Raw genomic sequence first — 12,439 nt, 5'->3', positions numbered from 1 at the left:
ACGGGCAACGATTGCGGCCCCATCCGAGAAGACGGGGCCGCGATCGCGCCGCGCGCCTACTTGAGAACGCGGCCTGCCGTCCGGGTGGTTCAGAACGGAAAGTGCGCCTGCTGGGTGGCGATGGTCACCCAGCGGGTGTTGGAGAACGCCTCGATCCCCCAGCGGCCACCGAAGCGGCCGTACCCGGATGCCTTCGCCCCACCGAACGGTGCCTGGGGCTCGTCGGCCACCGACTGGTCGTTGATGTGCACGATCCCGGTGTGGATCCGGCGGGCCACGGTGAGCCCATGAGTGGCGTTCTCGGTGATGATGCCGCAGGTCAGACCATGCTCGGTGTCGTTGGCCAAGGCCACCGCGGCATCGTCGTCGGTGAACGTCTCGACCACGCAGAGGGGGCCGAAGGACTCCGAGGCGTACAGTTCCGCCCCCTTCGGCACTCCGGTGAGAACGGTCGCCGGGTGCACCGCGCCCTCAGGCTCGCCGCCACCGACGAGAACCCTCGCACCCTTGGCCACGGCGTCCGCCACCAGCCCTGCCACCCGCTGTGCGGCCTGGGCGCTCACCAGCGGCCCCACCACCGTGTGCGGATGCCCGGGATCGCCGGCCTGGAGCGAGGCCGCCTTGGCGGTGAACTTCCGGGTGAACTCCTCGGCCAGCGACTCGTGTACGAGGATCCGGTCACCGGACATGCAGATCTGCCCGGCGTTCATGAAGACGCTGAAGGTCACGGCGTCGACGGCGTAGTCCACATCGGCGTCGTCGAGGACGACGACGGCGTTCTTGCCGCCCAACTCCAGTACGGCGGGCTTGAGATGGCGGGCCGCGAGTTCGCCGATGACGCGGCCCACACGCGTGGAGCCGGTGAAGTTCACCGCCCGTACCCGCTCGTCGGCGATCAGCGTCTCGGCGATCTCGGCGGCGTCCTCGCGGGCGTTGGTGAGGACGTTGAGCACGCCGTCCGGCAGGCCGGCCTCCCGCAGCACGTCGGCGACCAGCAGGCCGCAGGCGATCGGCGCGTCCTCGCTGGCCTTGACGACGACCGTGTTGCCTGCGGCCAAGGGCGCCGCCACGGCCCGCACACCGAGGATGACCGGCGCGTTCCAGGGCGCGAATGCGGCGACCACGCCCAGCGGTTCACGCACGGCCAGCCCCAGTGCTCCTGGTTCCTGGGTGTTGAGCACCTCACCGCGCGGCGCCGTGACGGCCGCCGCCGCATCGCGCAGGATGTTCGCCGCCAGAGCCACGTTGAAGTACGCCCACGGGCGAGTGCCGCCCGCCTCCTGTGCCATCAGGTCGGCGACCTCATCACTCCGGGCGTCCAGCAGGTCGGCCGCCTTGAGGAAGACGGCCCGCCGTGCGAAGGGGGTCGTCGTCGCCCATGCCTCGAACGCCGCGTGGGCCGCGTCCACGGCACGCACGACGTCGTCGCGGCCTGCGGCCGCCACGGTGGCGTACACCTCCCCGGTGAAGGGGTTGATGTCGTCGGTGGTCCGGCCGGAGGCTGCGGGTACGTCTCCACCGGCGATGAACAGGTTTCGGGCGATGGCCATGGGGATGATCTCCTTGCTGCGTAACGTCGTCGGTACGCGATGAGCCGGGTCAGGAAAACTGGGTCGCGCGGTGGGCGGTGAGTTCGGAGGCTGCTGCCTCGACATGGGTCGCGGCCCGGCTCATGCCGGCCAGTTCCTCCGCCGACAGGTCCCAGGTCACGATGCGGCGCACGCCTTCGGGCCGCAGTTCGACGGGCACGGTGAGGCTGGCGCCGTACACGCCGTACTCGCCGTCCAGCACGACCGAGGCGGGGACGACGGTCCCGGACCCGGTGTGCATCGCCTCGATGATGCGGGCGGTCCCGAGCCCCGTGGTCCAGGTGGATGTGCGGCCGGAGTCAAGGGCGACGTGCTTGGTGTACCAGGTGTCCACGTACTCCTCGGCCACCGCGCGCTGCGCCCCACTGAGGACGACAGGCTCGCCACCGACAGTGATACGGCTGTACAGCGGGACCTGGCCCTCGCCGTGCTCGCCCAGCATCCAGGCGCCGACGTCCTTCACCGGGACGCCGAGCGCGAAGGCGATGCCGGTGCGCAGCCGGAGGCTGTCGTTGAGGGTGTAGCCGATCAGCCGCTCGCGGGGCAGCCAGCCCTGCCGGTGCACCCAGGTCAGGAGCGGGTCGACCGGGTTGGTGAGCATGAGGACCACACCGCGGAAGTCCGCTCCGGCCCCCCGCACCGGGCGCAGGCACTCCTGCACGATCCGCGCGTTGTCGGCGAGGAAGACCGACCGGGAGGAGTTCAGCCGCAGCGGGACGGCGGCGCTTAGGACGACCACGTCGGCGTCGAGGGCGTCCTCGGGGGTGCCGCCGCGCACGGTGTCGGCGGTAGTGCCGAGGCCGAGGGCGTTCTCCAGGTCCATGGTGTGGCTGGTGATCATGTTCGGTCGGGTGTCGACGAGCACGATCTCGTACGTCCCCTGCGCGGAGAGCAGGTTGAACGCGGCGGAGGAGCCGATACCGCCGGCGCCTCCGATGATGACGACCTTCACGGGTCTGTGCCTTCCGATCAGCGAGTCAGGAGGAGTAGTGGGCGTCGGCCTCGACGGCGACTTCGAGCACGAGCGGCTCGCGCCGGTCCGCAAGTGACGGCAGGACCTTGTCCAGGGCGGACAGCAACGCGGCGTGGTCCTCCATCCGTTCGGCCGGGCAGCCCAGGCCCCGGGCGAGGGTCGACACGCTCAGTTCGGTGAAGGCGGGCCAGGCCGGAGCAGCGGAGCCCTCGCGTTCGGAGAGACGGTCCATGATCGCGTAGCGGCCGTTGGCGAGGACGACGAACAGGACGCCGATGCCGTAGTGGGCGGCGCTCCACAGGGCCTGGATCGAGTAGAGCGAGGAGCCGTCGCCGAGCACGGCCACGACCGGCCGGTCAGGGGCGCCCAGGCGGACGCCGATCGCGGCCGGCGTGGCGAAGCCCAGTCCGCCCATGGCCGCGCTGAGGAAGCCGAGCGGCGCTCTGGCGGGCAGCAGCCGGTGCAGGTCCGGGCGGCTGGAGGGGGTTTCCTCGACCACCACGGTGCTCGGGTCGAGCCGCTCGGCGAGGGAGGCCAGCACATGAGCGGCCCGCAGGGGCTCACCGGGCGCGGGGGGCTGGGGAGTTGTCGGCCGGTTCAGCGCCGAGGACCGCGTGACGGCGGGCACCAGCGGGACCAACCGGCTTACGGTGTCGGCCGGTTCTGCGAGCAGCACCAGCTCCGCCGGGCTGCGGTGGGCTTCCTCCGGGTCGTCCGTGATGACGGAGATCCGGGTGCCCGGCGCGGTGAAGTCGCCCGGGGCATAGGTGTATTGGCGGAAGGCTGCGGCTCCGACGGTGAGGACCGTGTCGTACGGCGCGAGCACCTCGCGCAGTGCGGGGCGGACCGCGGGCAGGTGGCCGGCGAAGAGACGGTGGTCCTGGGGGAAGCCGGCGCGGGCGCCGAACGGCTCCTGGTAGACCGGGCAGTCCAGCCGTTCGGCCAGCGCGACCAACGCCTGCCAGCCGTCCGCCGTGTCGTTGCCGGCGCCCGCCACCAGACACGGCGCATCGGCCGCCGCCAGGAGCGCGGCGAGGGCGGACAGAGCGTCGTCGGAGGCCCTGCGACCGCCTCGTACCGCGACCGGCCCGCGCGGCACTGCCCGCGCGACGTCCTCGTCGGCCGCGGCGAACCAGTCGTCCATCGGGACCACGACCACCGCCGGTCCACGGCCTTCCTGGGCCTCGTGCCAGGCGCGGGCCACGGCACCGGGGACGTCCTGAGCACGGGCCGGCGTGTGCTGCCAGACCGGGTACTCCCCCGCCAGGCCGTCCAACCTCCCGGCCAGGAACGGCTCGTGGGCCAGATGCCGGCGGTCCTGCTGACCGACGAGCACCACCAGGGGCGCGCGGTTCGCACGGGCGGTGGCCAGGGCGCTGACCGCGTTGCCGTATCCGGCGGTGGTGTGCAGCAGGACGAGCGCCGGGCGACCGGTGGCCAGGGCGCTGCCGGAGGCCATCCCGACGACCGAGCCCTCGTGCAGGCCGAGCACGAAGGAGATGTCGGCCGGCAGGTCGGCGAGGAAGCCGACCTCGGTGGAGCCCGGATTGCTGAACAGCGTGGTGAGGTCGTACGCGCGCAGGACGTCGAAGGTCTGTTCCTTGACGGTCCTGCCATGGGCGGCCGTGGTCATCTCGGGTCCCCTTTCTGACAGGCCTGGACGCTAGGACGCCCACCGTCCGGGAACCACAGGCACGTTCACTATGCGAAACGTGCCGTACGTGCGTCAGTCGACCCCGGGCAGGACGGCGCCGCTGGAGAGTTCTGCGCGCAGCCGCCCGGTGATGAGGCGGGCGGTGTCGAGGACGGCCTCGATCTGCGGCGGGCCCGGGTGCTCGACGGTGAAGGCGATCGACACGGCGGCGACGGCGTGGCCCGGCGCCGACACGACCGGCGCCGAGACCGTCCCGAGGCCGGGCACGACCTCGTTGCGTGTCGCGGCGTAGCCACAGGCCCGGGCACGGCTGATCTCCGGGCGCTCACCGAGCCGTTGCGGCTCGGCGGAGAGCATGGCGATGCCTGGTGAGCCCAGGGTCAGTGGGTGCCGGTCGCCGGGGCTGTAGACGGCGCGCGAGCGGGTGCTCTCCACCTCGACGGACACCAGCGTGACCGCCTCCTCGCCGTCCCGGACGACGAAGAAGGAGGTCAGGCCCACGCGCGCGGCCAGCTTGGCGATCTCCGGCTTGGCGATGCGCTGGAGCATGGGCAGGGTGCGCCGGCCCAGTGACTGCGCGCGGGTGCCGATGACGTACCCGTGGGTGGTGTGCGCGACCAGGTGGTGGTCCTGGAGGGTGCGCAGCAGCCGGTAGACGATGGAGCGGTGCAGCCCCATCTGCTGGCTCAGTTCGGCCAGCGTCAGCGGTACGTCCGACAGCGCGATCACCTCCAGCAGCCTGAGCCCCCGGTCCAGGGTCTGGACGGAGGGCCGGCCCGGCGGCGGGGGGTCTTCGGCGGGTCCGGTCATGGCTCGGGGATCTCGTCGTCCAGGGACGGAAACGCCGGAAGCACGGTCTCGGCGGGGCTGCCCTCCCGGACCACGGGTCGGCGGGCTTCGCGCCGGTGAACGAGGTAGGTGGCGTCGGCGCGCGCGTAGTGCCCGGCCGGGTCGTAGGCGTTCTTCGCGAGGTCGATCTCGTCGAGGTCGATGTCGGCGTACACCAGTGCCTCCTCGCCCTCGTCGACGTCCTTGGTGAGGGTACGTCCGTCGGGGCCGAAGATCCGTGAGCAACCGCCGCCGGGGGTGAGCAGACGGCGCTGCTCGGGTGTGTAGGCGAAGACGTCGATGCCGGCCGGGGAGATGACCTGGGTGGCCATCAGGACGAAGGCGCTGCCCTCGATGGCGTACACCTGGGTCACGGCCGTGTTGGCCTCGGCGCTGAGCTGGAAGGCGAGGTCGCGGTAGAGACCGAAGCACGGCCAACTGGCCACGTGCACCTGCTCGTTCTGCGCGTACAGGGCGTACTTGCTGAGCGGCTGGACGTGCTCGGCGCAGTTCAGGGCGCCGAGCCGGCCGAGGGCGCTGTCGACGACCTTGAGGTCGCTGCCGTCGCCCTCGCCGAACAGGGCGCGCTCGACATGGGTCGGCTTGAGCTTGCGGCGGTGCAGCAGCACGCTGCCGTCGGCGGCGATCACCGTCTGGGTGATGTAGAGGGTGCCGTGGTCCTTCTCGCTGTATCCGAGCGCGACGGTGATGCCGTGCTGCCGGGCGGCGCGGCGGATCGTGGTCAGGCCGTCGCCGGCGGGGGTGAGGGAGGCGGCGTGGTAGCGGCTGACGAAGGGGACCTGGTCGGCGACCGCGCCCAGCCACAGGAAGTGCGGATAGCCGGGGATCCACACTTCCGGGAAGGCGATGAGCGAGGCACCGTTGCGAGCCGCTTCCGCGATCAGGTCGACGGTCTTGGCGACGCCCGCCTCCGCGTCGAGCCAGGCGGGCTCGGCCTGGACGGCCGCGGCCTTGAAACGGCGGATGGTGTCTGTCATGTCGCATTGTCTCCTTCTCTTCATGCTCCCGCTTCCAGGAGCCTTTCGACCAGCAGGCCGAGGCCCAGGAGCCGTCGGTCGGTGTTCCAGGGCGCGTCGAGCGCCACACCCACCGGGAGTCCCGGGCCCGCCGACCGGACGGGCACGGTGAGGCCGGGAAGAGCGGCGACGCTGCCGGGTCCCGTGTTGCGGATGTACGTGGGAAAGGCCGGACGCAGGACGCCGTCGAGCCGAACGCGCTCGGTGTCGGTGTCGATCCGTCCGGCGGGCAGGGGGGTGGTGGGGAAGAGCACGGCGTGGGCCCCGGTGGCGCGGAAGATCCGCCGGTAGCCGTCCACGAGCACGCGGTCGCGGATGTCGAGGGCGGCCTTGTACGCCGACTCGGTGATCGCCTGCGGGAACACGACCCGCTCCATCGTGGTGCGGACGTCGGGGTCGGTGATCCGGGCCAGGAGTTCCGCCGGATCCGTACCGTCCGTCGCCGCGCTCAGATACCCGGGCAGCTGCTTGGCCGCCTCGTACAGCGTGATCGGGAATCCGGCCCGTTCCTCGGCCGTCTCGACCTCCGGCAGTCGTGCCGGCACGAGCCGGACCCCGGCGCGTTCCAGTACGTGCAGGCAGTGCTCCCAGACCTCGGCGGTGCGCGGGTGCAACGGCTCGGTGAAGTGGTGCTCGGGCACGGCGAGCACCACATGGCGCGGGTCGGGTGCCTCGACCGCCAGGCGGTCGGCGGCGAGGACGGAGTCCAGCAGGACCAGGTCAGCGACGGTCGGGGCCATGGGGCCGATCGTGTCGCGCGTCCATGACAGCGGGGTCACTCCGTCGGCCGGGTAGCGGCCGGTCGTCGGGCGAAGACCGGCGATTCCCGTCAGGGCTGCCGGAACGCGGACCGAACCCCCGGTGTCGGTGCCCAGACCGGCCGGGGCCAGACCGGCGGCGACGGCCGTCGCGGTGCCGCCGCTGCTTCCGCCCGCGAATCGGGCGGGGTCGGCGGGGTTGCGGGCAGGGCCGTACGGGCCGCCCACGCTGGTGGCTCCCAGGGCCAGCTCGTGCATGGTGGTCTTGCCCAGGACGATCGCGCCTGCCGCGCGCAGCCGGGTGATCGCCCGTGCGTCCTGGACCGGGACGTGTCCGGCGAGGGCCTCGCAGCCCGCGGTGTTGGGGAGCCCTGCGACGTGGATGTTGTCCTTGACCGCGATCGGCAGGCCGTGCAGCGGGCCCCGCACGGGGCCGTGGTCCGCGGCCTCGGCCTCGGCGATCGCCCGGTCGGCGTCGAGGGTGACGAAGGCTCCCAGGTCCCCCGCCCGCTCCGCGCGCGCGATGAGGTCCTCGGTGAGCGAGACGCTGGTGAGCGTCCCGGCGGCGAGCCGGGAGAGGGCGGTGTGCATGGGCGGACCATAGGGGCCCGTCCCCTGCCGGTGAACAGGGCTGTTTCGCAATGCGAGACCGCGGACCGCTCGCGCGGGTGATCCCGCTTCGTCTCTCTGCGTACGGCTGATGTCTCTTTGAGGTCACCGACGGCGTCGCCGTCTCTCATATCGAATCCGTGCCCTGTCCAGGCACGGGCGGCGGGCCTACGTTCTCGGCCACTTCCACCCCTCCGCCGCAGCCCGTGACCTGCGGCTCAAGGCCCTCCGGAGCCCGCCATGGAACACCACCCCGCGATCCAGCCGTCCCGCCGCAGCGTCCTCAGAGGCCTCGGAGCCACTGCCGTGGCGGCCGCCCCGATCCTCTCCGCCTGTTCCTCCGGCCTCAAGGGCTCGGGTACATCGACCGGCGACACCATCAAGATCGGTTACGTCAGCCCGCGCACCGGCGCCTACGCGGCCTTCGCCGAGTCCGACGCCTACATTCTCGAGCAGGTGCGTGCCTTCTTCGCCAAGGGGATCACGTACGACGGCAAGAAGTACGACGTGAAGATCCTCGACCGCGACACGGGCTCGGACCCGCAGCAGGCGGCCACCATCGCGGACGAGCTGATCTCCCAGCAGGAGGTCGACCTCGTCCTCGTCACCGCCACGCCGGACACGATCCACCCGGTGGCGGCCAAGTGCGAGAGCGAGGGCGTGCCCTGCGTCTCGACCATCGAGCCCTGGCAGGCCTGGTTCTTCGGGCGCGGCGGCACACCGAAAAAGACCTTCAAGTACACCTTCCACTTCTTCGACGGCATCGAGCACCTGGCCAGGGTCGAGAGCGACATGTGGCGGCAGCACGCCACCAACAAGAAGGTCGGCGTGCTGTGGCCGAACGACTCCGACGGCAACGCCTTCCGGGACAGGACCACCGGATACCGCGCGCAGCCCCCGACCAAGGGCTTCACGTTCGTCGACCCGGGTTCCTACGAGCCCGGGACCAAGGACTTCTCGTCGATCATCGCGAAGTTCAAGAAGGAGGGCGTCGAGATCCTCGCCGGCGTGCCCTCGCCGCCGGACTTCGCGACGTTCTGGACGCAGGCCGCGCAGCAGAACTTCAAGCCCGAGGTCGCCACCATCTCCAAGGCCATCCTGTTCGAGTCGTCGGTGTCCTCCCTGCCGAACAACCTCGGCAACGGGCTGTGCACGGCGAGCTGGTGGGTGCCGCAGTTCCCGTTCACCTCCACGATCACCGGTCAGACCGCCACCGCACTCGCCGACGACTACGAGAAGTCCCCGCTGGCGAAGGGCCGCACGTGGAACCAGGGGCTCGGCCCCAACCACGCGCTGTTCGAGGTCGCCCACCACGTCCTGCGCAACGCGAACCCCAAGGACCGTGAGGCCGTCGCCGCCCAGATCGCGAAGACCAGCCTCGACACTGTCCTCGGCCACCTCTCCTGGACCGGCGGCGGCGCCGCGAACCCGGTCAAGAACGTCGCCACCATCCCCATGGTCGGCACCCAGTGGGTCAAGGGCAGCGGTGGGGCGTACGACCTGAAGGTCATCAGCAACACCTTGCTGCCGCAGGTCAAGACCGACGCCAAGGCGGCGGAACTGTGACCGCTCCACTGCTGGAAGTGGACCACCTCGCCGTCCAATTCGGCGAGTTGCGGGTCCTGGAGGATGTCGAGCTGACCGTCCCTCGCGGGCAGGCCGTCGGCATCGTCGGCCCCAACGGCGCGGGCAAGTCCACCCTGCTGAGCGCGATCTCGGGCGTCGAGCGCGCGAGTGCGGGCGCCGTACGGCTGGCGGGCCGTGACGTCACCCGCACCTCCGCGGCCGAGCGATGCCGGCTCGGCGTCGGCCGCTCCTTCCAGATACCGCGCCCCTTCGCCGACCTGACGGTGTTCGAGAACGCCCTGGTCGGCGCCGAGCGGGGAGCCGGGCTGCGCGGCGCCCACGCCCGCGAACAGGCCCTGCGCGCACTGGAGACCGCCGGGCTGCTCGGCCTCGCCAACAAGCCCGCCGGTTCCCTGCCCCTCCTCGGCCGCAAACGGCTGGAGCTGGCGCGGGCGCTCGCCACCGGCCCCGACCTGCTCCTCCTCGACGAGATCGCGGGCGGGCTCACCGAGGCCGAGGCGGAGGAGCTCGTCGCCACCGTGCTGTCGCTGAAGGAGTCCGGCGTGACGATCCTGTGGATCGAGCACGTCGTCAAGGCGCTGGTCCAGGTCGTCGACCGGCTGGTCTGCCTCGCCTACGGCCGCATCCGCGTCGACGGCGACCCGCACGAGGTACTGGCCAGCGACGAGGTCGCCGAGGTCTATCTGGGAGGTACGGCGGCATGAGCGCACTGCTGAGCTTGCAGAACGTCGACGCCGGATACGGGGACTTCCAGGCCCTGTTCGGCATCGACCTCGAAGTGGACGAGGGCGAGCTGCTGGCCCTGGTCGGCGCCAACGGGGCAGGAAAGTCAACGCTGTTGCGGACCATCGCCGGGGCGCTGAAGCCGTTCGCCGGTACCGTCCGCTTCGCCGGCGAAGACGTCACCGCGGAGCCCGACGTCCGGCGCGCCCGCAAAGGCATCGGTCTGGTCCCGGAGGGCCGCCGGCTCTTCCCGTCCCTCACCGTGGAGGAGAACCTCCAGGTGGGCGCCGCCACCGGGCGCAAGGGCCCATGGAACCTGGCCAAGGTGTACGAGGCGATGCCGCTGGTCGCCGACCGCCGTACCCGCAGGGCGGCCCGGCTCTCCGGCGGTGAGCAGCAGGCCGTCGCCATCGGCCGGGCCCTGATGGGCAATCCGCGCCTGCTGCTCCTCGACGAGGTGTCGCTGGGGCTGGCCCCGGTCGTGGTGGACCAGCTGTACACGGCACTGCCGGGCATCCGTGCCGAAGGCACGACGGTGATCCTCGTCGAACAGGACCTCAACCGCACGCTCGCCGTGGCGGACCGCATCGCCTGCGTCCTGGAAGGGCGCATCGTGCTCACCGGACGGGCCGACAGACTCACCCGCGACCAGGTGACCGCCGCCTACTTCGGCACCGGCACTCTCCCGGAGGTGACGTCCTCATGACCTGGATCAACGCGATCGTGCAGGGCATGCTGCTCGGCGGCATCTTCGCCATGGCCGCCGCCGGCCTGTCCCTGAACTTCGGCGTGATGCGGATCGCCAACCTCGCCCACGGCGACCTGATGATCCTCGGCGGTTACGTGGCCTCGGTGGCGGCGGCCCACTACGGAGTCCCCGTCCCGCTCACCGTCCTGGTGTCGATGACCGCCGTCGGCGCGCTCGGCTACCTCGTCCAACGCTCCCTGCTGGACCGCGCGATGGGCCTCGGCGAACTCACCCCGATGCTGGTCACCTTCGGCATCTCCCTCATCATCCCGAACGTCCTCGTCCAGGTGTTCAGCAACGACGCCCAGCCTCTGTCCACGGGCTCTCTCGGCACCGCGAGCATCGACCTCGGCGGCGGCCTGGCGATCGGCTGGTTCCCGCTGATCACCGTCGTGGCGGCGGTCGCCGTCCTGACCGTCCTGCACCTCTTCCTCCACCGCACCCAGCCGGGCCGTATCGTCCGCGCCACGGCCGACGACCGCATCACGGTCCGCCTGATGGGCGTGGACAACCGCCGGATCTACGCGCTGACCTCGGTCATCGCCTTCGCCACGGTCGCCCTGGCCGGTGCGCTCTACACCATGCGCCAAGGCGGAGTGACCCCGTACGAGGGCCAGCTCACCGTCCTGTTCGCCTTCGAGACGGTCATCATCGGCGGCCTCGGGTCGCTGTGGGGCACCCTCGCCGGCGGCATGGTCCTCGGCATCGCGCAGTCCGTCGGTGCCCAGATCTCCCCCGACCTGCCCCTGCTCGCGGGGCACCTGGTCTTCCTCCTCATCCTGGTGGTCCGCCCCCAGGGCCTGTTCGGCAGGAGTGTCCTCGCATGACCGTCCAGACAGCCCCCGCCCGGGAGACGACCACGTTGCCCGCCGTCCACCGCGGTGGCCGCGCGACGGTCCTCGGCCTGACCGGAACGGCCGTCGTCCTACTGGCCATGGCCGCCCTGCCGTACCTGGTGGCCACCGGCGTCACCGCTCAACTCGTCAAGCTCTGCTACCTGGTGGCCCTCGCCTCCATGTGGAACCTGCTCACGGGCTACGCGGGCATGATGTCCATGGGCCAGCAGGCCTTCATCGGCCTGGGGGCCTACCTCCTGTTCGTCGTCAACGACCATGGGCTGAACGTCTACACGGGCACGTTCGTGGTCTCCGCGCTGGTGGCCCTGATCGCCTGGCCGCTGTCGTACCTCGCGTTCCGGCTGCGCGGCGGCTACTTCGCCGTCGGAACCTGGGTGATCGCCGAGGTCGTCCGCCTGATCGTGGTCCGCTTCGACTCCCTGGGCGCGGCGAGCGGACGCAGCCTGTCCGATGTCACCGCCGATCCGGTGCTGCGGCGGGCGTACACCTACTGGCTGGCGCTCGCCGTCATGGCGGCGGCCGTCCTCGGGACGTACGCCGTCCTGCGCAGCCGACTCGGCCTGGGCCTGCAGGCCATCCGCGACGACGACACCGCGGCGGGCTCGCTCGGCGTGAACGTCACCCGCGGCAAGCGGATCATCTACGTCGCCGCGGCGGGGGGCTGTGCGGCGGCGGGCGCGGTGATCTGCGTGAACAGCCTGGGCGTCGCCTCGCCGACACAGATCTTCGGGGTCCAGTACTCGGCCCTGATGGTGTTCATGGTGGTCATCGGCGGCATCGGCACGGTGGAGGGACCGGTCGTCGGAGCGGTCGCCTACTTCCTGCTCGACAAGTACTTCGCGCAGAGCGGTGTCTGGTACCTGGTCGTGGTCGGCGCGGCGGCCATCGTGGTCTCGCTGTACCTGCCACGCGGGCTGTGGGGAACGCTGGCCCACCGCACGGGCTTCGCCGTCTTCCCGGTACGCCACACGGTCCGGCCCGCTCAGGGGCCTTGATGTGTTGATGGCTCCTGGCAGCAGTACAGTCGGCGCACTGTCCATCGGCGTGCTGGAACGCTACCGGGCAAACACGGCTGG

General features: G+C 71.3%; 11 protein-coding genes. 5 read left to right on the top strand and 6 right to left on the bottom strand.

The annotated features are described in order from the left end of the window. Positions 1–89 precede the first annotated feature (89 nt). The 6 genes from ACFULQ_RS02210 to ACFULQ_RS02185 form a co-directional block, all read right to left on the bottom strand. Positions 90–1,550 carry an aldehyde dehydrogenase family protein gene (locus ACFULQ_RS02210; RefSeq protein ID WP_383536897.1) on the bottom strand — a complete coding sequence of 487 codons (1,461 nt, stop codon included), beginning with the start codon at positions 1,548–1,550 and terminating at the stop codon, positions 90–92. 49 nt (positions 1,551–1,599) lie between these two features. After that, positions 1,600–2,541 (bottom strand): malate dehydrogenase, encoded by a 942-nt coding sequence (locus tag ACFULQ_RS02205; protein WP_383536894.1) that lies wholly within the window; start codon positions 2,539–2,541, stop codon positions 1,600–1,602. 25 nt (positions 2,542–2,566) lie between these two features. After that, positions 2,567–4,195: a thiamine pyrophosphate-dependent enzyme gene (locus tag ACFULQ_RS02200; RefSeq protein ID WP_383536891.1), complete on the bottom strand. Its 1,629-nt coding sequence runs from the start codon at positions 4,193–4,195 to the stop codon at positions 2,567–2,569. Between the two features lie 93 nt (positions 4,196–4,288). Then, positions 4,289–5,026: an IclR family transcriptional regulator gene (locus ACFULQ_RS02195; RefSeq protein ID WP_383536888.1), complete on the bottom strand. Its 738-nt coding sequence runs from the start codon at positions 5,024–5,026 to the stop codon at positions 4,289–4,291. Beyond that, positions 5,023–6,042 carry a carbon-nitrogen hydrolase family protein gene (locus tag ACFULQ_RS02190; protein ID WP_383536885.1) on the bottom strand — a complete coding sequence of 340 codons (1,020 nt, stop codon included), beginning with the start codon at positions 6,040–6,042 and terminating at the stop codon, positions 5,023–5,025. Before ACFULQ_RS02190 ends, ACFULQ_RS02195 begins: the two co-directional genes overlap by 4 nt. 20 nt (positions 6,043–6,062) lie before the next feature. Continuing rightward, positions 6,063–7,430, bottom strand: a complete 1,368-nt coding sequence (locus ACFULQ_RS02185) for an amidase family protein (RefSeq protein ID WP_383536881.1) — start codon at positions 7,428–7,430, stop codon at positions 6,063–6,065. Positions 7,431–7,688: 258 nt separating this feature from the next. Between ACFULQ_RS02185 and ACFULQ_RS02180 the strand changes: the two genes are divergently transcribed. Genes ACFULQ_RS02180 through ACFULQ_RS02160 form a run of 5 tightly spaced genes read left to right on the top strand, consistent with a single transcriptional unit; the run spans position 7,689 to position 12,358 of the window. Further along, the gene (locus ACFULQ_RS02180) at positions 7,689–9,014 is read left to right on the top strand and encodes an ABC transporter substrate-binding protein (protein WP_383536878.1); all 1,326 of its coding nucleotides are present in this window, start codon (positions 7,689–7,691) and stop codon (positions 9,012–9,014) included. Next, on the top strand, positions 9,011–9,739 hold the full coding sequence (locus ACFULQ_RS02175; RefSeq protein ID WP_383536875.1) for an ABC transporter ATP-binding protein: 729 nt from the start codon (positions 9,011–9,013) through the stop codon (positions 9,737–9,739). Before ACFULQ_RS02180 ends, ACFULQ_RS02175 begins: the two co-directional genes overlap by 4 nt. Continuing rightward, on the top strand, positions 9,736–10,464 hold the full coding sequence (locus ACFULQ_RS02170) for an ABC transporter ATP-binding protein (RefSeq protein ID WP_383536872.1): 729 nt from the start codon (positions 9,736–9,738) through the stop codon (positions 10,462–10,464). Before ACFULQ_RS02175 ends, ACFULQ_RS02170 begins: the two co-directional genes overlap by 4 nt. Next, the gene (locus tag ACFULQ_RS02165; protein ID WP_383536870.1) at positions 10,461–11,333 is read left to right on the top strand and encodes a branched-chain amino acid ABC transporter permease; all 873 of its coding nucleotides are present in this window, start codon (positions 10,461–10,463) and stop codon (positions 11,331–11,333) included. Before ACFULQ_RS02170 ends, ACFULQ_RS02165 begins: the two co-directional genes overlap by 4 nt. Further along, positions 11,330–12,358: a branched-chain amino acid ABC transporter permease gene (locus ACFULQ_RS02160; protein WP_383536868.1), complete on the top strand. Its 1,029-nt coding sequence runs from the start codon at positions 11,330–11,332 to the stop codon at positions 12,356–12,358. The genes ACFULQ_RS02165 and ACFULQ_RS02160 overlap by 4 nt, the downstream gene beginning before the upstream one ends. The last annotated feature ends 81 nt before the right edge of the window (positions 12,359–12,439 follow it).

The sequence above is a fragment of the Streptomyces sp. NPDC057253 genome (assembly GCF_042669125.1).
GTDB lineage: Bacteria > Actinomycetota > Actinomycetes > Streptomycetales > Streptomycetaceae > Streptomyces.
Note: the sequence above shows the minus strand (reverse complement) of the source record. Positions and strands in the feature narration are given on the sequence as shown.